The organism is Streptomyces sp. T12 (assembly GCF_028736035.1).
GTDB lineage: Bacteria > Actinomycetota > Actinomycetes > Streptomycetales > Streptomycetaceae > Streptomyces.
Genome location: NZ_CP117866.1, coordinates 9,621,343 through 9,639,812, shown reverse-complemented (window position 1 = coordinate 9,639,812; position 18,470 = coordinate 9,621,343). Strand labels below are relative to the sequence as shown.

The following is an 18,470-nucleotide window of genomic DNA, read 5'->3' as shown; positions in this document are numbered from 1 at the left end:
CTCCTGGCATGGCTGCGCACGCGAAAAGGGCGCGTGCGTGACAGGGAAATGTGTTCAGTGATCGGGATTCAGGCGTGCGGGAACGCCGGCCCGGGGAAAGCCGAAATCAGCACGGAAATCGGCCGGCAGTGAAATGCGTGAAGGGAGATCGGCACGAGTGCGAGGGTTTCCCTCGGAGGCCGAGCTGGTGGGGTCAGACCCGACAGCGACAGCAGGAGCTGGAGACACGCGCGAGGTCGACATGGCGTCGCCGCGTGAGGTCCTGTCGCTTCATGTCATCGATCAAAGCAGTGGGAAGTCCGGGCGGTCAAGAATGCCCGGAGGTGATTCCACATGCTGAGAGTCGGTATTCACGAGGTTGTGACAGGGTTTCCCTTGAACGCGGTGCGCGGCGGGCGGCACGCTCCTGTCGTGCGTATCGAACAGCTCGAATACATCGCCGCCGTCACCCGATCGGGGTCGCTGCGGCGCGCCGCCGAGGAACTGCATCTGTCCCAGCCGGCGCTCAGCGAGACCGTGCGCAATCTGGAGCGCGAACTCGGCGTGGATCTGCTGGAGCGCAAGCGGTCCGGGGCGAAGATCAGCGACGAGGGCCGGGAGCTGCTGCCGCACATCATGCGTGTGCTGGACGCGGTCGACCGGCTGCGCGGCGCGGCCGGCGACCAGCACCGCATCAGCCGCATGGTCCGGCTCGGCACGGTGAACACGGCCACCGTCCCGCTGGTCATCCCGACCGTGCGGGAGTTCCGGGCCTCGCACCCGCTCACCCAGGTCGAGTTGGTCGGCGCCCAGCAGTCCGAGATCCAACGCGGGCTCCTGGAGGGCGCGTTCGACCTGGGGCTGGTCAACTACCTCGGGGGCGACGACATGCCGCCCGGCTTCGAGACCACCGAACTCCTGCGTGGCCGACCGGTGGTGTGCGTACGTCCGGACAGTGCGCTGGCCGCCCTGGACACGGTGGACGCGGACAGCCTCCTGGCCGAGCCACTGGTGGTGATGCGGTCCGGCTATGTCATGCACCGTTTCCTGCACCGGCTGCTCGACGGCCGTACGCCGTCCTTCTCCTACTCCACCGACGGCGCCGAGATGGGCAAGCTGATGGTCGCCGAGGGACTGGGGTCGACGGTGCTTCCCGACTTCAGCGTCATCGGCGACCCGCTGGAGCGGCGGGGCGCGATCACCGTACGGCCCCTCGCCGGTGACGCGACCGACGTGCTGCTGGTGCTGCAGAGCCGCCCTTCCTGTTCGGTACCCCGGGCGGTCCGCGATCTGCACGAGCTGTTCGTGCGCAACGCCCGTGCGTACAGCGGCCCTTCGTGAGGCGGCCCTTCGTGAAGCGCCCTGATCAGATCACGGTCACCGGATGCCGGACCACCGCGTCGAACAGATAGCCCTGCGTGTTGGGCACGGCGGCGTCCGGCTGGCGGCGACCGGCCGTGTCGGTGGCGCGGGCCAGGAGGTGGGTGGCACCGGGTGCGTCGGGCTTCCAGGTGACGGACCAGCGCGTCCAGGTGTCGGCACGGGGCCGGTCGTGCAGTCGGGCCTTGCGCCAGCTCGCGCCGCCATCGGTGCTGACGTCGACCCGCGCGACACCTCCCGCGCCCGACCAGGACCGGCCGTGCAGCACCTGCCCCTCTCCCACCGGGAACGTGGCGCCGCTCGCCAGCTCGAAGGCGCTCTTGATGGTCTGCCGGGTCAGCGGCGCGCTGCCCTCCTGCGGGTGGGCGGGGCCGAACAGCCGGTAGAAGGTGGTGTTCCACGGCGAGAACAGCGGCTGCGCGGACACCTCGATGTCGCCGACCCACTTGATCGACGCGATCCCCACCCACGAGGGCACCAGCACACGCACCGGATACCCGTGGTCGTACGGCAACGGCTCGCCGTTCATCTCGTACGCGAGCAGCACGTCCCCCAGGGCCTTGGCCAGCGGCAGCGGACGGCGCACCCGGCCGAGGCTCTCACCGCCGCTGACGTACTCGGCATCCAGCCCCCGCGGCTGCACGTCCACCGCGTAGGGGGACAGCCCGGCCCTGCGCAGCACGTCGGCCAGCGGCACCCCGCGCCAGCGGGCGACACCGACGGCGCCCAGCGTCCACGCGGTGCCGGTGACCGTGTCTCCCTGCTGGGTCGTGTAGTAGCTGCGGCCGTTTCCGGCGCACTCGACGAACGCGGTCCGGGTGACGGCGGGCAGGGCGCGCAGATCGTCGTACCCGAACTCCACCGGCCGGCCCTCGCCGGGAGCGCCCCGCAGCCCGCTGCCCCACAGTCGTAGCCGCCAGTCGTGGGCGTCCAGGACGGGTGTGGTGGTGTGGTTGCGCACGAAGAACAGCTTGTTGGGGGTGTGGTGGCCGGTTCCGTGCAGGGCTTCCCAGCGGGTCTCGGCGTTGGTGCCGCGCTGGATGAACCACTCGGGCGGCAGCGGTTTGACGATCGGGGTGTCGGCCGCGTGGGCCGGACGCGGCGCGGGGAGCACGGTCGCGGCGGCCGTCGCGGCGAGCAGGGTGAGCAGCCGACGGCGGCTGACTCCGTCCGCCCTGGCTTCCCCGGCGAGCCACTGGCGCAGCCTGCGACGGTCGTAGGCGGTTTCGTCGGGGCGGGATGCGGGATGCGGTGAAGGCAGGGCGGATGCGGGCATGACCTCGTGTCCTGTACGAAGGGGCGACTACGAACGGGCGCCTGCGAAGGGCCGGCTACTTGTTGGTCCTGGGCAGGCCGGGCGGGTTGATCTCCGACTTGGTCACGGCCTCGTCGGACAGCCCCCAGCGTTGCAGCACCTTCGCGTACGTCCCGTTCCCGATGACGTGGTCGAGGGCGTCGGCGAGCGGCTTGACCAGGCCGCTGTCCTTCTTGGTGGTGGCCGCGATGAGGCCTTGGAGGGTGGCGCCGGCGCCGGAGTAGGTGCCGACGACCTCCGTCTTCGCGGTGGTGGCCGCGTGGTAGGCGGCGGTCGGGTTGGGGCCCAGGTAGAGGTCGATGCGGCCGGACTGGAGGGCCAGGTAGGTGTCGCTGTCGTTCTGGTAGTACTTGATGTCCACCGGCTTGCGGCCGGCCTTCTCGTTCTCCTTGCTCCACTCGACCAGCAGCTTCTCCTGGTTGGTGCCGCTGCCCACGGCGACCGTCCGGCCCGCCACGTCCGCGGGCCCGGTCACCTTCAGCCCGCTGCCCTTCTTCGCCTCGAAGGCCAGGTTGTCCTCACGGTAGGTGGCGAAGTCGTACTTCTCCTTGCGCTCCTCGGTGACGGTGATGTTGCTGAAACCGGCGTCGTACTTGGCGCTGTCGAGGCCGACGAAGATGTTCTCCCAGGACACCGTGTTGATGTGCGGCTTGAGGTCGAGGACGTCGGCGACCAGGTACGCGAGGTCCGGCTCGACGCCGATGACGGTCTTGTTGTCGGTGGCGTAGAAGGTCAGCGGTGCGGCGGAGCCGGACGAGGCGACGAGTTCGAGGGTGCCTCTCTTGCGGATCTTCTCCGGGACCTCGGCGGCTATGGACTCGACCTTGCCGGTGGTGATGCGGTCCTGGTCGGGACTGAGGTTGATCCTCGTCCTGGCGCCCGAGGTGGCCGCGACCTCGGTGGTGCCGCCGTCGGTGGGGTTGGCGCAGGCGGCGAGGACGAGGGCGGAGGCGAGTCCGAGCGCGGCTGCGGTGGTGCGGCGGCGGGCGAGGCTGGGGGTCACGGTCGTTCTCCTTGCGTGCGGAACAGGGCGGTGAGACAGAGGTGAGGGCCGGTCAGAGGACCTTGGAGAGGAAGGCGCGGGTGCGTTCCTGCTGCGGGTTGTCCAGGACGGCCGCGGGCGGGCCCTGCTCCACGACGACTCCGCCGTCCATGAACACCACGGTGTCGGCGACCTCGCGGGCGAAGCCGATCTCATGGGTCACGACGATCATGGTGGTGCCGGTCCCGGCCAAGTCCTTGATGACGTCGAGGACTTCACCGACGAGCTCCGGGTCCAGCGCGGAGGTGGGCTCGTCGAAGAGCAGCACCTTCGGTTCGAGGGCGAGCGCGCGGGCGATGGCCACGCGCTGCTGCTGGCCGCCGGAGAGCTGACGCGGGTAGGCGTCGGCCTTGTCGGCGAGCCCGACCCGGTCGAGGAGCCGGCGGGCCGTCTCCTCCGCCTCCTTGCGCGGGCGGCGCAGCGCGGAGAGGGGGGCCTCGACGAGGTTGTCCAGGACGGTCAGATGCGGGAAGAGGTTGAAGTTCTGGAAGACGAACCCGATGTTGGTCCGCTGCTTCAGAACGTCCTTCTCCTTCAGCTCGTGCAGCTTGTTCCCGGCGCGGCGGTAGCCGACGAGTTCGCCGTCGATGCTGATCCAGCCGCGGTTGACCTTCTCCAGGTGGTTGATGGTGCGCAGCAGCGTGGACTTCCCGGAGCCGGACGGGCCGAGGATCACGGTGACCTCGCCGGCCCGGACCGACAGGTCGACACCGCGCAGTACCTGAAGGGGTCCGAAGCTCTTGTGGACGCCGTGGACGTCGACCATGACGGCACTCATGAACTCTCCTTCGTCACGAAGCGCCGGGCGCGCTGGAGCGGGGTGGGTGGCGGGGTGCGGTCGGCGCCGCGGGCGTAGCGGCGCTCCACGTAGTACTGGGCGACCGACAGCAGGGAGGTGAGGACGACGTACCAGGCGGTGGCGACCAGCAGCAGCGGGATCACCCGGCCGTTGCGTCCGTAGATCACCTGGACCTGGTAGAAGAGCTCGCCGATGGACATCACGTAGACCACCGAGGTGCCCTTGAGCAGGCCGATGATCTCGTTGCCGGCCGTGGGCAGGATGGCGCGCATGGCCTGCGGCAGCACGATCCGGCGGATCTGCCGGAGCCGGGGGATGCCCAGCGCCGCGGCCGCCTCCAGCTGCCCGTGGTCGAGGGAGAGGACGCCGCCCCGGACGATCTCCGCGGCGTACGCCGCCTGGTGCAGGGTCAGCCCGATGAGGGCGGCGCCGATGGTGCCGATGAGGGCGTTGCTGTCGACGGACCAGAACACCGGGCCGAAGGGGATACCGATGCCCAACTCCTCGTACAGTGCACTGAGGTTGAACCAGAACACCAGCTGGACGATCATCGGGATCGACCGGAAGATCCAGATGTAGGTCCAGGCGACGGTCGAGAGCACCGGGCTGCTCGACAGCCGCATGAAGGCGAGCACGGTGCCGAGGAGGAAGCCGAGGACGGTGGCGTAGGCGGTGAGCTGGAGGGTCACCCACACCGCCTGGACGATCGTCTCGGAGAAGACGTAGTCGCAGAAGACGTTCCACTCCCAGACGGGGTTGGTGGCCAGCCCGTGCGTGAACTGGGCGACCAGCACGAGCACGGCGACGCCGGCGGCCCAGCGGGCGTGGTGGCGGGCCGGTACGACCTTCAACTCAGTCTGTTCTTCAGCCAGTTGCGTGACCGGTTCGGTGATGGTGTCGCTGCTCATGGGTCACCTGTGCTCGGGCGGGTTGATCCGCGACGCGTCGATCGCGGAGGCGGAGGTGCCCCACTTGGCGAGGATCTTGGCGTAAGTGCCGTTCTTGATCAGCTCGTTGACGGCCGCCTGGAAGGCCCTGGTGAGCGGGGAGGCCTTCTTGAAGGCGAAGCCGACGTCGAGGCGGTGGAACTCGCCCAGGAACGTGGTCTGCGCCGCGGGCTGGGCCGCCTGGTAGCGCAGGCCGTTGATCGTCGACATGATCACGTCGATCCGGCCTTGCTGGAGCGCGGTCAGCGTCGCCGCGTTCTCCGAGTAGACCTTCACGTCGTACGGCTTCTTGCCCGCCTCGGCGCACACGCCCTTCTGTGCGGTGAGGGTTGCCTCGAAGGTGGTTCCGGCGCCGGTGCCGATGGTCAGCCCGCACAGCTCGGTGAGGTCGGTGACCTTCGACTTGAGCGCGGTGTTGCCTTTCTTCACGGCGAAACCCTGGCCGTCGTTGACGTAGGTGACGAAGTCGATGGTCTTCAGGCGCTCGCTGGTGACGCCGAAGTTGCCGGTGCCGAAGTCGTACTTGCCGCTGCCGAGGGCGGGCAGGATCGTCTCGAAGGAGGCGTCCTGGCGCTCCAGCTTCACGCCGAGCACCTTGGCCACCGCGTCGGCGAGGTCGATGTCCTGGCCCGCGGGCGCCTTGTCCGTGCCGTTCGGGTAGTACGCGCCGGGCGGGAACCCGATCGAACTGCCGACCCGTAGCGTGCCCGCCTTGCGTACGTCGGCGGGCAGCAGGGCGGCGACGGAGTCCACCTTGCGTACGGCGGCGACCGGGTCGTCGGTCGGCGCGGGAGAGCCCTGGGCGCCCACGGCTACCGCGCCGCCGGTGTCGCCGGAGCCGCAGGCGGTCAGCGCGAGCAGGGGCAGCAGGGCGAGGGCGGCGGCGCCGCGCAGGTGGGTTCTGATGGTGCGGAGGTTCACTGGTCGGGGACCTTTCCCGTGCGTTCTGGGACTGCGAGGTGCTTCTCGAACGGCAGCGGGCCGATGGTCTCCGGGTCGGCCTCCGTGTCGAACAGCGGCGTGTAGCCGGTGGCCAGATACAGGCCGCGGGCCTCGGGCTGGCGTGGCCCGGTGGTCAGGTAGATCCGCCGGTAACCGCGTTCGCTCGCCTCCCGCTCCAACTCGGCGACGACACGTCGGGCGAGGCCGCGTCTGCGGTGGGCGGAGTGCGTCCAGATGCGCTTCAGCTCGGCCGTGGTCGTGTCGTACCGGCGGAAGGCGCCGCCCGCGACGGGCTCGCCGCGTTCCAGCAGCAACAGGAGCAGACCGCCGTACGGTTCGGTGAACTCCTCGTCCGGGTAGCGGGAGATCTCGGCGTGCGCGTCCTTGCCGTAGCGGGTCGAGTACTCGTGGCCGAGTTCACGCAGCAGGGGCTCGACCCGGGGGTCGGAGACGGTCACCTGAATGACCGTCAACTCCGGTGCGGAGGTCATCCGTTCACCGCCGCCAGGGTCTGCGTGCCGCGCACCGCCCGCTCGGCATCGCGCTTGGCGACCTCCTCGCGGACGATCGGGATCACGTACCGCCCGAAGTCGACGGCGTCGCCCAGCAGGTCGTAGCCGCGCGCGGAGAGGATGTCGACGCCGAGGTCGTAGTAGTCGAGCAGCGCCTGGGCGACCGTCTCCGGCGTGCCGACCAGGGCGTTGGAGTTGCCCGCGCCACCGGTCGCGGCGGCGGTCGGAGTCCACAGGGCACGGTCGTAGCGCTCCCCCGCCTCGGCGATGGCGATCAGCCGCTGCGACCCGGCGTTTTCGGGTGCGCCGCTGCGGTGGTGCCGTACGAGTCCCGCCTCGCGCCGCTCCCGGATGGCACCGACCGTGCGGTGGGCCTTCTCCCAGGCCAGTTCCTCGGTGGGCGCGATGATCGGGCGGAAGGCGACCTGGATGCGCGGCACGTCGGTGCGGCCGGCGGCCGCGGCGGCGGCCTTCACTGTCTCGATCTGCTCGGCGGTCTTCGCCAGGGGCTCGCCCCACAGGCAGTAGATGTCGGCCTCGGCGCCTCCGGCGGCGTACGCGGCCGCCGACGAGCCGCCGAACGAGACGCCCGGGCGGGGCTGTTGGACCGGGAAGACGTCGCTGACGAAGTCGTGGAAGCGGTAGTGCTCGCCCTCGTGGTCGAAGGGTTCGTGGGTGGTCCAGATCTTCTTGACGATCCGGATGTACTCGCGGGTGCGGGCGTAGCGCTCGTCCTTGGTGAGGGTGTCGCCCTCCCGCCCCTGTTCGTGGTCGTTGCCGCCGGTGATGAAGTGCACGGTCAGCCGGCCCTCGCTGATCTGGTCGAGGGTGGCGAAGGTCTTGGCGGCGAAGGTGGGGTAGGAGACGTTGGGCCGGTGGGCGAGCAGGATCTGCAGGCGCTCCAGCCGGCTCGCGATGTACGCGGCGGCCGGGGCGGGGTCCGGCGATCCGGAGCCGTAGGCGAACAGCACCCGGTCCCAGCCGTGGTCCTCGTGGGCCCGGGCGAGCCGGAGTGTGTACTCCTTGCCGAACGCGGCGCCGGAGCGCGGCGTGGTTTCGGAGCCGTCGTTGGTGGCGGCGATACCGAGGAACTCCACGGGCATGGGTATGACCTTTCGGGAATGCCGCGCGCGAGCAGGCAGACATGACGGAACTGCCTTGCGTGCAGGCATGGATGACGATCCGTCAGTCGACAGCTGACGGTTTCGGTACGGGCGTGACGACGCCGGGCGTCGGTGAGGACGCAAGGCAGTGGTGCGGCAGCGCGCGAAAGGAGAACTCGGCCCGCGACGGGGTCACCGAGGGAGGGAAGGGCCGGTCAGAGGGCCCGCTGCCGAGTCAGGCGCGACACGCCGCGGACCACACCCGACCGAAGTCGATGTGATCGCGCGTGACCAAGCGCTGCTGGGCAGTCATGCGACCTATTGAGCAGGACATCGTGCTCTCCGTCAAGCGGCTCCCGGATGCCGGAACGCCTGGACAGCCGTCCGTCGGCGTGCTGTTGGCACATCGACGGCATGGGCACATACGATCGACGGCGGATCGGCTCCGCGTTGCGCGGCAGCCTCTCCGGCCGCGTTGAGGGACGCGGCGAGCGTGACGACACCGAGCCCCGGCCGCACCGAGTGCCACCGGGGTCACCCACGCCCGCCTCCCCTCCCCCGGAGAGCCTCTCCATGGTCACGTCGCCCGATCTCACGTCCGGTCCCGCAACGAAGAGTCCCCCGCTGGTCGGCGTCGACCCGCCCCGGATCGTGCCGCGCCGGCACGCCGGCCGGTGGCTGACCGCCGCCTTCGCTCTGCTGCTCTTCGCGATGGTGCTCAACTCCGTGGTCCGCAACGAGGCCTTCCAGTGGGCCGTGGTGGGCCAGTACTTCACCACCTCCGCCGTGCTCGACGGGCTGCTGCTCTCCCTGTGGCTGACCGCGGTGGTGATGGCGCTCGGCTTTCTGCTCGGCACCGTGCTGGCGGTGATGCGGCTCTCCGCCAACCCCGTGCTGCGCACGCTGAGTTGGGGCTATGTGTGGATCTTCCGGTCCACGCCGCTGCTGGTGCAGCTGCTGTTCTGGTTCAACATCGGCGCCTTGTACCCGACGCTCGGCCTCGGCATCCCGTTCGGCCCGCAGTTGCTCACCGTCAAGACGGTCAATCTGCTCGGCCCCACCCTCACCGCCGTCATCGGCCTGACCCTGCACGAGACCGCCTACGCCGCGGAGGTCGTGCGCGGCGGCATCCTCTCCGTGGACTCCGGGCAGACCGAGGCCGCCCAGGCACTCGGGCTGAGCAGACGCCGCACCCTGCGCCGGGTCGTCGTCCCGCAGGCCATGCGCTCCATCGTGCCGACCACCGGGAACATGCTGATCGGGACCCTGAAGGGCACCAGCATCGTGAGCGTGCTGGCCGTGCACGACCTGCTGTACTCGGTGCAGCTGATCTACAACCAGACCTACCAGGTCATCCCGCTGCTGATGGTCGCCACCCTCTGGTACATCGCGGTCACGACGGTGCTCAGCGCGGGCCAGTTCTACGTCGAGCGGTATTACGCCCGCGGCAACTCCCGCGCCCTGCCGCCCACGCCCCTTCAGCGACTGCGCGGCCGGCTGACATCCATCCGCCACCGGTTGAGCGCGGCAACAGCCGCCGACGCCCGCCCGGCGATCGGTGGTGACCGGTGAGCGGCAGCCCTTCCACGGCCGTCCTGGTCGTCGTCGGCGCGGGACCGCGCGCCACCGGACTGCTGGAGCGCATCGCGGCCAACGCGCCCGAACTGTGGGACGAGGCAAGGGAGTTGCGCATCCACCTGGTGGACCCGCACCCGCCAGGGCCGGGGCGGGTCTGGCGGCACGAACAGTCCGCACTGCTGCGGATGAACTCCATGGCCGAGGACGTCACCATGTTCACCGACGAGTCGTCCACCATCGACGGCCCGGTACGGCCCGGCCCCTCGCTCGCCGAGTGGGCCGCCCAGTTCTCCGGCCGGGGCCCGCGCCACACCCCGTATGCCGAGCCCGCCGACCCCGACGTGCTCGCCGAACTGCGCTCGCTGGCCGGGAGCGACTTCCCCACCCGCCGCGCCCAGAGCGCCTACCTGGACTGGGTGTTCCGCAGGACGCTGGCCCAGCTGCCGCCCAGCGTCACCGTCGAGTGGCACCGCACCACCGCGACCGCCGTCACCGGTCCCCCGGACGGCCCGCAGCAGGTGCACCTGGCCGACCGCGCCACCCCGCTCACCGCCGACCTGGTGGTCCTCGCCCAGGGGCATATCGGCTCCACCCCCGCCGCCGAGCACCATGACCACGCCGCCTTCGCCCGCCGTCACGGCCGCTTCCACCTCCCGCCGGAGTTCTCCGCCGACGCCGACCTGTCCGCGCTGCGACCCGGCGAACACGTCGTGCTGCGCGGCTTCGGGCTCGCCTTCATCGACCTGATGGCCATGCTCACCGAGGGACGCGGCGGCACCTACCGCACCGAGGCCGACGGCACCCTCACCTACCTCCCCTCCGGCCGCGAGCCCGTCCTCCACGTCGGATCGCGGCGGGGAGTGCCGTACCACTCGAAGACTCGCTACCAGCTCCAGGGCCCCCGGCCGCCGCTGCCGCGCCACTTCGGCCCGGAAGCGGTCGACGCGCTGCTCGCCGAGGGCCGCCCGCTGGACCTGCGGCGCGATGTGTGGCCGCTGATGGCCAAGGAGATCGGCTTCGCCCACTACCACGAGCTCTTCCACGCCCACCCCGAGCGCACCGCCCTGCCCTGGCCGGACTTCGTCGCCGCATTCGACCGCCTGGACTGGTACGCCGACGAGATGGCCGCTCTCGTCGCCACGGCCGTGCCCGACCCGGCGGACCGACTGGACTTCGAGACCCTGGACCACCCCCTGGACGGCCTCGCCTTCGCCACGCCGGACGACTTCCAGTACCATCTGCGCGATCACATCGCCCGGGACGTGGCCCGTCGCGAGGACCCGGAGTTCAGTGCCGACCTCGGGGCGTTCCTCGCCCTGCTCTCCCTCTACGGGCAACTGCCCCGTCTGGTCGCCGCGGGGCGGCTCACGGCACGGTCCGTCGCCGAGCAGCTCGACGGCTGGTGGCACGGTTTCTTCAGCTTCCTGGCCTCCGGCCCGCCGGGCTTGCGCCTGCGTCAGCTCCTCGCCCTGTCCCGGGCCGGGATCGTCCACTTCGTGGGCGCCGGCGTCCGGATCGGCACCGACGAGACCACCGGCACCTTCACCGCGACCAGCCCCACCGTCCCCGGCCACACGGTCCACGCCACCGCACTGATCGAGGCGTATCTTCCGGGCCCCTCCCTCGACCGCACCGAGGACCCCCTCCTGCGTGACCTGCACCGGGCCGGCGCCCTCACCGAGGAGGTCATCGCCGACCCCACCCACACCCACCGCTCCGGTCTGCTCGCCGTCTCCCCCGCAAACGCCCACGTCATCGACCCGTCCCTCGGCGACACGCACCCCCGCCGCATCGCCCTCGGCGCCCCCACCAACAGCCGGGCCGTCGCGGCTTTTGCCCGCCCTCGTACCAACGCCCCGGCCTTCCGCCAGAACGACGCGGTGGCCCGCGCACTGCTGCGCACCCTCGACTCCGAGGCGCCCATCTCAGAAGGCGAGATGACCGAGTCCATCATATGAACATCCCCTTGGTGCGGGCGCCGACTTCTGCCACGATCCCCATCAACCAGGTAGGAAAACTAGGAATCTGTGGGGGTGGGGTGGCCATGCGCATGCGCAACCACACAGACCTCTTGCTCCCCCTCCTGACCTCGCGTCGCCACATCGACTTCGGCCGTACGTCCAGCGCCATCTGTCGCGCCGCCTGAGACCGTCCGCAGTACCGGCCGCACCACCACGCCGCCACCGCGCTCCCCACCGTCCCGCCCGGACGGCCGGCTCGTGGCGTGCCTGTGCGCTCCCGCAGGCTCATCGGCCACGGCACCGAACCGCCTGCCTTGCCGCAACTCGTGCCGTACCCCTTGCTCTGCCTCTTGCTCTGCCTCTTGCTCTGCCTCTTGCTCTGCCTCTTGCTCTGCCTCTTGCCGTACCTCCCTGATCAACCACGCCCGAGAGGACACCTCTGTGTCTGCCGCAAGACCGCTCACCGCCCTGCGCACCCTCGCCGCCATCACGGCGCTTCCCCTGCTGCTGACCGCCTGCGGCTACGGCGCCGAGTCGACCGACAGCAACAAGCAGACCGAGGTCGCGGCGGACGCCAAGAAGCTCTCCGTCGACGAAGTGAACATCGGCTACTTCCCGAACCTGACGCACGCCACCGCTCTGGTGGGCATCCAGGAGGGCCTGCTCCAGAAGGAACTCGGCGGCACCAAGATCGAGCCCTCGACGTACAACGCCGGTCCCTCGGAGATCGAGGCGCTGAACTCCGGCGACCTCGACATCGGCTGGATCGGCCCCTCGCCCGCCATCAACGGCTACACCAAGGCGGCCGGCAAGAACCTGCGCATCATCAGCGGTTCCGCCTCCGGCGGCGTGAAGCTCGTCGTCAACCCGGACAAGATCAAGTCCCTGAAGGACGTCAAGGGCAAGAAGATCGCCACGCCGCAGCTCGGCAACACGCAGGACGTCGCGCTGCTCAACTGGATCTCCGAGCAGGGCTGGAAGGTCGACGCGGAGAGCGGCAAGGGTGACGTCTCCGTCGTCCGCACGGACAACAAGGTCACGCCGGACGCCTACAAGTCCGGCTCGATCGACGGTGCCTGGGTGCCGGAGCCGACCGCGTCCAAGCTGGTCGCCGAGGGCGGCAAGGTGCTCCTCGACGAGGGCGACCTGTGGCCGGACAAGAAGTTCGTGATCACGAACATCGTCGTCCGGCAGGACTTCCTGAAGGAGCACCCGGACGTCGTCGAGGCCGTGCTGCGCGGTTCGGTGAAGACCAACGAGTGGATCAACGCCAACCCGGAGAAGGCCAAGGCCTCCGCGAACAAGGCCCTGGAGGAGCTCTCCGGCAAGGCCCTGCCCGCCGACGTCATCGACCCGGCCTGGAAGTCGATCACCTTCCTCGACGACCCGTTGGCCGCCACCCTCGACACCGAGGCGGCGCACGCGGTGAAGGCCGGTCTGCTGGAGGAGCCCGACCTGAAGGGCATCTACGACCTCGCACCGCTCAACAAGGTCCTCAAGGCCGACGGCAAGGACGAGGTCGACGACGCCGGTCTCGGCGTCAAGTAAGGACCACCGCATCCGATGAGTTCCCAGGAGGTGACGACCATGGCCACTCCGACGGCCACGACCACCGAGGTCGCCCAGGACGCCACGGCGGTGACGTACGCCGCCCGTATCGAGCACGTCTCGAAGTCCTTCCCGGTGCCGGGCACACGCGGCGGGCAACAGCTCGTGCTGGACGACATCACGCTCGATGTCGCTCCGGGCGAGTTCGTCACCCTCCTGGGGGCCTCCGGCTGCGGCAAGTCCACGCTGCTCAACCTGGTCGCAGGGCTGGACCGGCCGTCCGCCGGCTCGATCGGCACGGACGGCCGGCCCGCCCTGATGTTCCAGGAGCACGCCCTGTTCCCGTGGCTGACCGCGGGCAAGAACATCGAGCTCGCGCTGAAGCTGCGCGGGGTCGCGAAGGCTGAGCGCCGGCCCGAGGCGGAACGGCTGCTCGAACTCGTCCGGCTGCAGGGCGCGTACGGCAAACGGGTGCACGAGCTGTCCGGCGGTATGCGCCAGCGGGTCGCGCTGGCCCGCGCCCTGGCCCAGGACAGCCGACTGCTGCTGATGGACGAGCCGTTCGCCGCGCTCGACGCCATCACCCGTGACGTGCTGCACGACGAACTGACCCGTATCTGGCGGGAGACGGGGCTGTCGGTGCTGTTCGTGACGCACAACGTGCGTGAGGCGGTGCGCCTCGCCCAGCGCGTCGTGCTGCTGTCCTCCCGCCCGGGCCGTATCGCCCGGGAGTGGACGGTCGGCATTCCGCAGCCGCGCCGCATCGAGGACAGCGCGGTCGCCGAGCTGTCCGTCGAGATCACCGAAGAACTGCGTGGGGAGATCCGCCGCCATGGCCAGCACTGACAACGGCGTCGACATCGAGGTCGACGGCAAGGTCGACGGCAAGAAGGACGGCAAGAAGGACGGCTCCACAGCGGCCGGTGAGCCGCGGGACCCGAACGATCTGGCGGGACTGGAAGCCGGACTCGACGCCCTGGACGCGGTGCAGGTCGGACGTACGCCGCTGCGCGAGACCCTGATCCGCAAGGTGCTGCCGCCCGTCACCGCGATCGCGCTGGTGCTGGTGGTCTGGCAGCTGCTGGTGTGGGCCGAGGCCGCCCCCGCCTACAAGCTGCCCTCGCCGTCCGACGTATGGGGCGAGGTCCGCGAGTCCTGGCTCCAGGGCACGCTCTTCGACTACATCTGGACGTCCGTCTCACGCGGCCTGCTCGGCTTCCTCATGGCGCTCGCCATCGGCACGCCCCTCGGACTGCTGGTCGCCCGCGTGAAGTTCGTCCGCGCCGCCATCGGACCCATCCTGTCCGGCCTGCAGTCCCTGCCCTCGGTGGCCTGGGTCGCGCCCGCCGTGCTCTGGCTGGGCCTGAACAACTCGATGATGTACGCCGTCATCCTGCTCGGCGCGGTCCCCTCCATCGCCAACGGCCTCGTCGCGGGCATCGACCAGATCCCCCCGCTGTTCCTGCGCGCCGGGCGGACCCTGGGCGCGACCGGGCTGCGCGAAGCCCGGTACATCGTGATGCCGGCCGCGCTGCCCGGTTACCTGGCGGGCCTGAAGCAGGGCTGGGCCTTCTCCTGGCGCTCGCTGATGGCCGCCGAGATCATCGCTTCCCATCCCGATCTGGGCGTGGGCCTGGGCCAGCTGCTGGAGAACGGCCGCAACAACAGCAGCATGTCGCAGGTGTTCCTGGCCATCTTCCTGATCCTGCTCGTCGGGATCGCGATCGAGCTGCTGATCTTCAGCCCGCTGGAGCGGCGTGTGCTGCGCGGGCGGGGGTTGCTGGTGACCCGCTGAGGTCACCTGCTGAGGGCACCCGCTGAGTCACCCGCTGAGCGAAGGATCGACTGACCGGGCGTGACCACCACCGTGACCGTCCGGTTCTTCGCGGCACTCGCGTACGGCGCGTCACGCTGGTCCGCGCTGGCCGTGGTGAAGGCGGTGAGGGGCTTGCCGCCGGCGGCGCTCAGCTCCCGGGCTGCGATGAGTGCGCGCCACAGGGAGAGGACGGAGCCGCCGCTGCGCGGGGCGCCGGGCACGGTGGCGGCCTGGCCGTAGATCTCGACGCTCACCTTTCGCCCGGCCAGGCGTCCGCCGAGCACAGCCAGCCGATCGGCGCCGAGCGGGGTCAGCTCGGCGCCCTCGGAGAAGAGCCCGTCGGCGAAGACGACCTCCACGGAAGCCCCTTGCACCGCCGGGTGTATGCCCGGTGCCCGCAGCGCGCGGGCCAGCGCCTCGGCCGCCTCCGCTCGGCGGGCCGTCTCATCGGCGCGTTCCCGTGCCTCCTCCGCCCTGTGTTCGGCGTCGAGTTGCCGGGCACGTTGCTCCGCCAGGTCGGCCCGCGAGGGGCCTGGCCGCTGCGGCCGCCCGGCGGGGCCGTCCGTGAGGGCGACCGTGCCCGCCGTGATCGCGGCCACCGCACAGACCGCGGCGGCCAGTGCCGTACGACCGCGGCGCCGGGCGAGCCCCGCCCGCGCGCCGCGTCGGCCGAGCCGGTCGATCCTCGCCAGCCCGGCCATCGCGGCCGGATCCTCGGGGTCCCGCTCCTGGATTCTCCGCCAGCACGCCGCCGCCTGGGCCAGCTCGCCTCGCTGGGCGTGGACCCGGGCGAGCAGGTCGAGTACGTCCGGACGACCGGCGGCGCCGGGATCTTCGCCGTCGTGCAGCAGCCGCAGGGCGCCGTCCAGGTCACCGGAGCGGGCCGCCGCGCGGGCCCGCGAAACGAGCAGTTGGACCCGGAGCGAGTCGGCGGCGGACGCCGTACCACTGGATTCCGTCTCCACCGGTCCTGTGCCGCCCGTCGGGATGTGGGATGTGGGCACCGTCAACTCCTCGTCTGCGCCGACTGGTTGATCCGCCGGCTAGTTGATTCCGCCGGACATCCGCTCGGCCTCGTCCGCGGCCCCCGGCGGCAGCAGTCGGCGCAGCCGCTCGTTGACGCCGGCGAGGGCCCGGCGGTTGCCCGCGGCGACGGCCCGCCGGCCCTCCAGGATCGCGGCGTCCGCCTGTGCGCGGGAGAACATCTCGTCGCGCATCTCGACCAGCGCGTGGAAGACCACGTACTCCCACTGGTCGGTACGGCGCAGCAGCTCGATGTGGAACTCCCCCGCCCGCTTGATGAGCCGCCGCAGGTCCGCCGGGGTGGCGTCGTCCCCGAGTGATCGGGCGCGGTCGCGCATGTTCTGCAGCTCCCGCCGGTCCGACGGGCCGCCCCCGACCTGCTCGACGACGTCCTCACAGGCACTGAGCAGATCCCACAACTCGCGTTGCAGCCCCGGGATCTCGATCGCCTCCTCGATGTCGTCGAGCTGGGCCTGCACATCGCGGATGCGGCGATCGCTGGTGACGGCGGCGCCCGTGTCGACGGCCGCCGCGTCCACCTCCTTGCGGAGCTGGGGGATGGTCCGCTGCTCCGAGAGGTCCTCCAACTGCGCCCGTGCCTGGTCCGAGAACACGTCCTCGGCCTGGTCCTGCAGAATACGTACCCGCTCTTCCAGGTCGTGCAGACGGTCCACGAGTTCGTCGTGTTCGGGTGCCAGCAGCTCGGAGCGGTTGATCGTCGCCTCGAACTGCTGCTCCAGCAGGGGGATGTCGGCAGTGACGAGGACCTCGCGGTTGCTCGCCTGGATCTCGAACGTCACCTCGACCTCGCTCTGGGCGGGCAGGTCGATGCGGATGTCGCGCGGGCGGATCTCGATGAGCCCGACCCTGCTGTTGCGGTCGGCGCGCCTGCGCTCTCCCTCCAGCAGGGGGATGCGGATGACGGCGTCCGGCTGGGTGCGGCGCAGCGGGATGGTCGTCCGGTACGGCTTGGTCACCTGGGCCGGCAGCGTGGTGCCCTTGCGCAGCAGCGGGTCGAAGGTGCCGTCGGCCTTGCCGATGCCGAGGGTGCCGGTGAGCACCGCGTCGCCGGGGACGACGGCCGCGTGGGTGATGGAGAAGGAGTCTCCGGCCAGGTTCCGCCGGGTGCCGGAGGTGTCGGTGAGCTCCACGGTGAAGCGGGACCTGGTGTCGGCATCGATGGCCACCTCGGTGTAGAAGGTGCCGTCCGCGCCGAGTTCGGTGCGCGGGCCGCGGAAGGGCGGGCGGCCGTTGGGGTTGCTCAGGGTGACGGTGTACCGCGTCCAGTCCACGGTGCTGCCGCTGCTGACCTTGCCGGAGACGGGGATGCCGGTGGTGTCCACGGACTGCGGCGGATAGTGGAGTTCGATCGCGAACTCGCCGGGCGCCGCCTTCTGCGGCTTCTTCGGCAGCCTGATCGTGCGGGCGAACACGGCAGCGCCGCGCGCGACCACGGTGGTGGGGTCCTGGCTGTGGTCGAGAGGCATACCGGGCCCTTCGACCGGGTCGGCGAGAAGCTCGCGCAGCCCTGGGCTGAGGGTCGCCCCGCCGACCAGGAGCAGCCGGTCGACGTGGTCGGGGCGCAGAGAGCTCTCGGCCAGCGCGTCGCGGCAGAGCCGGATGGCGCGGGTGTAGAACGGCAGCGCCAGGTCGTCCAGGGCGCCGCGGGTCAGGACGTACTCGAAGGGCTCGATGCCGCCGCTGCCGTCGTCCAGGTCGACGGAGATCTCGACCGAACTGGTGCGGGACAGCGCGATCTTGGCGTTCTCCGCCTCCAGCTTGAGCTTGGCGATGTTCTTGCGCCAGCGGCGGTTGTTCCGGGCGAAGTCCGCCAGGCCCAGGTCCCGCCGGACCGCGGGGGCCAGCAGGTCGTCGACCAGGGCCCAGTCGATGAACTTTCCTCCCAGGCCCGGGTCGCCCGCGTGCTGGAGCAGTTGCAGCTCGCCGTCCCGCTTGCTCATCAGGGCCGCGTCGAAGGTGCCGCCGCCCAGGTCGAACACCATCCAGTGGGCGGAGTCGGAGGCGTCCTGCACGCCGTAGGCGATCGCGGCGGCGGTCGGCTCCTGCACCAGCGGGCAGTGCTCGCCGAGCCCGGCGAGGGCGGCGGCCGAGCTGGTCGCGTTGTTCTGGTTCAGGGCGAAGGAGGCCGGCACGGTGATCACGGCCGCCTCCGGCTGGTGGCCGTACTCGTGCGCGGCGTCCTGACGCAGGGACTTGAGCACCTCGGCGGAGAGCTCCTCGGGCGTGAGCGAAGTGCCCGCGCGCTCGAAGAGCCGCTGGGCGCCGGCCGCCCCCATCTCCAGCTTGAACTCGGCGTAGGCGTTGTCCGGATCGCTCTCCGTGCGCTCCCGGGCCCGCCTGCCCACGTGGATCACCCCCTCCTTGGGGATCCACACGGCGGAGGGCGTGAAGTCCCAGCCGTCGTTGTTCTTGATGACGCGTACGCCGTCGTCCTCCGCCACCGCGATGGCGCTGTTGGTGGTGCCGAGGTCGATTCCGAAGTCGATGGTCTCGCGCATGGTGGT

16 protein-coding genes are annotated in these 18,470 nt (G+C 70.6%); 6 read left to right on the top strand and 10 right to left on the bottom strand.

The window, feature by feature from the left end:
• Positions 1–193: 193 nt before the first annotated feature.
• Positions 194–274, bottom strand: a complete 81-nt coding sequence (locus PBV52_RS51940; protein ID WP_351078001.1) for a putative leader peptide — start codon at positions 272–274, stop codon at positions 194–196.
• Between the two features lie 137 nt (positions 275–411).
• Between PBV52_RS51940 and PBV52_RS43255 the strand changes: the two genes are divergently transcribed.
• Positions 412–1,320, top strand: coding sequence for a LysR family transcriptional regulator (locus tag PBV52_RS43255; protein WP_274246678.1), 909 nt, complete (start codon positions 412–414; stop codon positions 1,318–1,320).
• A 25-nt stretch (positions 1,321–1,345) separates the two neighbouring features.
• On the opposite strand, the gene PBV52_RS43250 is transcribed toward PBV52_RS43255, so the two are convergent.
• The 7 genes from PBV52_RS43250 to PBV52_RS43220 are packed head-to-tail and all read right to left on the bottom strand — an operon-like array spanning position 1,346 to position 8,019.
• Entirely contained in the window at positions 1,346–2,635 is a 1,290-nt protein-coding gene (locus tag PBV52_RS43250; RefSeq protein WP_274246676.1) for a sulfite oxidase, read from the bottom strand.
• A gap of 55 nt (positions 2,636–2,690) precedes the next feature.
• Positions 2,691–3,677 carry an ABC transporter substrate-binding protein gene (locus PBV52_RS43245; protein ID WP_274246674.1) on the bottom strand — a complete coding sequence of 329 codons (987 nt, stop codon included), beginning with the start codon at positions 3,675–3,677 and terminating at the stop codon, positions 2,691–2,693.
• A gap of 52 nt (positions 3,678–3,729) precedes the next feature.
• Positions 3,730–4,494: an amino acid ABC transporter ATP-binding protein gene (locus tag PBV52_RS43240; protein WP_274246672.1), complete on the bottom strand. Its 765-nt coding sequence runs from the start codon at positions 4,492–4,494 to the stop codon at positions 3,730–3,732.
• Complete coding sequence (locus PBV52_RS43235; RefSeq protein ID WP_274246670.1) at positions 4,491–5,423, bottom strand: amino acid ABC transporter permease; 933 nt, start codon at positions 5,421–5,423, stop codon at positions 4,491–4,493. Before PBV52_RS43235 ends, PBV52_RS43240 begins: the two co-directional genes overlap by 4 nt.
• A 3-nt stretch (positions 5,424–5,426) precedes the next feature.
• Positions 5,427–6,383, bottom strand: a complete 957-nt coding sequence (locus PBV52_RS43230; protein WP_274246668.1) for an ABC transporter substrate-binding protein — start codon at positions 6,381–6,383, stop codon at positions 5,427–5,429.
• Positions 6,380–6,895, bottom strand: a complete 516-nt coding sequence (locus tag PBV52_RS43225) for a GNAT family N-acetyltransferase (RefSeq protein ID WP_274246666.1) — start codon at positions 6,893–6,895, stop codon at positions 6,380–6,382. The genes PBV52_RS43230 and PBV52_RS43225 overlap by 4 nt, the downstream gene beginning before the upstream one ends.
• Positions 6,892–8,019 carry an LLM class flavin-dependent oxidoreductase gene (locus PBV52_RS43220; RefSeq protein ID WP_274246665.1) on the bottom strand — a complete coding sequence of 376 codons (1,128 nt, stop codon included), beginning with the start codon at positions 8,017–8,019 and terminating at the stop codon, positions 6,892–6,894. Before PBV52_RS43220 ends, PBV52_RS43225 begins: the two co-directional genes overlap by 4 nt.
• Before the next feature lie 573 nt (positions 8,020–8,592).
• Between PBV52_RS43220 and PBV52_RS43215 the strand changes: the two genes are divergently transcribed.
• The 5 genes from PBV52_RS43215 to PBV52_RS43195 all read left to right on the top strand — a co-directional run bounded on the left by PBV52_RS43215 (position 8,593) and on the right by PBV52_RS43195 (position 14,901).
• Positions 8,593–9,591, top strand: a complete 999-nt coding sequence (locus PBV52_RS43215; RefSeq protein ID WP_274249930.1) for an amino acid ABC transporter permease — start codon at positions 8,593–8,595, stop codon at positions 9,589–9,591.
• A complete protein-coding gene (locus PBV52_RS43210) occupies positions 9,588–11,555 on the top strand; it encodes an FAD/NAD(P)-binding domain-containing protein (RefSeq protein WP_274246663.1) in 1,968 nt (655 codons plus the stop codon). Before PBV52_RS43215 ends, PBV52_RS43210 begins: the two co-directional genes overlap by 4 nt.
• A 444-nt stretch (positions 11,556–11,999) precedes the next feature.
• A complete protein-coding gene (locus tag PBV52_RS43205; RefSeq protein WP_274246661.1) occupies positions 12,000–13,106 on the top strand; it encodes an ABC transporter substrate-binding protein in 1,107 nt (368 codons plus the stop codon).
• Positions 13,107–13,121: 15 nt separating this feature from the next.
• Positions 13,122–13,952 (top strand): ABC transporter ATP-binding protein, encoded by an 831-nt coding sequence (locus PBV52_RS43200; protein WP_373921977.1) that lies wholly within the window; start codon positions 13,122–13,124, stop codon positions 13,950–13,952.
• Entirely contained in the window at positions 13,939–14,901 is a 963-nt protein-coding gene (locus tag PBV52_RS43195) for an ABC transporter permease (protein WP_274246658.1), read from the top strand. The genes PBV52_RS43200 and PBV52_RS43195 overlap by 14 nt, the downstream gene beginning before the upstream one ends.
• Before the next feature lie 2 nt (positions 14,902–14,903).
• On the opposite strand, the gene PBV52_RS43190 is transcribed toward PBV52_RS43195, so the two are convergent.
• Positions 14,904–15,926, bottom strand: a complete 1,023-nt coding sequence (locus tag PBV52_RS43190) for a tetratricopeptide repeat protein (RefSeq protein ID WP_274246656.1) — start codon at positions 15,924–15,926, stop codon at positions 14,904–14,906.
• A gap of 39 nt (positions 15,927–15,965) precedes the next feature.
• Complete coding sequence (locus tag PBV52_RS43185) at positions 15,966–18,464, bottom strand: Hsp70 family protein (RefSeq protein WP_274246654.1); 2,499 nt, start codon at positions 18,462–18,464, stop codon at positions 15,966–15,968.
• Positions 18,465–18,470 lie beyond the last annotated feature (6 nt).

Bases quoted from the DNA above. Each gene is read 5' to 3' on its own strand.
- PBV52_RS43195 (WP_274246658.1), top strand. From the start codon at position 13,939: ATGGCCAGCACTGACAACGGCGTCGACATCGAGGTCGACGGCAAGGTC.
- PBV52_RS43240 (WP_274246672.1), bottom strand. From the start codon at position 4,494: ATGAGTGCCGTCATGGTCGACGTCCACGGCGTCCACAAGAGCTTCGGA.
- PBV52_RS43220 (WP_274246665.1), bottom strand. From the start codon at position 8,019: ATGCCCGTGGAGTTCCTCGGTATCGCCGCCACCAACGACGGCTCCGAA.
- PBV52_RS43185 (WP_274246654.1), bottom strand. From the start codon at position 18,464: ATGCGCGAGACCATCGACTTCGGAATCGACCTCGGCACCACCAACAGC.
- PBV52_RS43225 (WP_274246666.1), bottom strand. From the start codon at position 6,895: ATGACCTCCGCACCGGAGTTGACGGTCATTCAGGTGACCGTCTCCGAC.
- PBV52_RS43200 (WP_373921977.1), top strand. From the start codon at position 13,122: ATGAGTTCCCAGGAGGTGACGACCATGGCCACTCCGACGGCCACGACC.
- PBV52_RS43235 (WP_274246670.1), bottom strand. From the start codon at position 5,423: ATGAGCAGCGACACCATCACCGAACCGGTCACGCAACTGGCTGAAGAA.
- PBV52_RS51940 (WP_351078001.1), bottom strand. From the start codon at position 274: ATGAAGCGACAGGACCTCACGCGGCGACGCCATGTCGACCTCGCGCGT.
- PBV52_RS43250 (WP_274246676.1), bottom strand. From the start codon at position 2,635: ATGCCCGCATCCGCCCTGCCTTCACCGCATCCCGCATCCCGCCCCGAC.
- PBV52_RS43215 (WP_274249930.1), top strand. From the start codon at position 8,593: ATGGTCACGTCGCCCGATCTCACGTCCGGTCCCGCAACGAAGAGTCCC.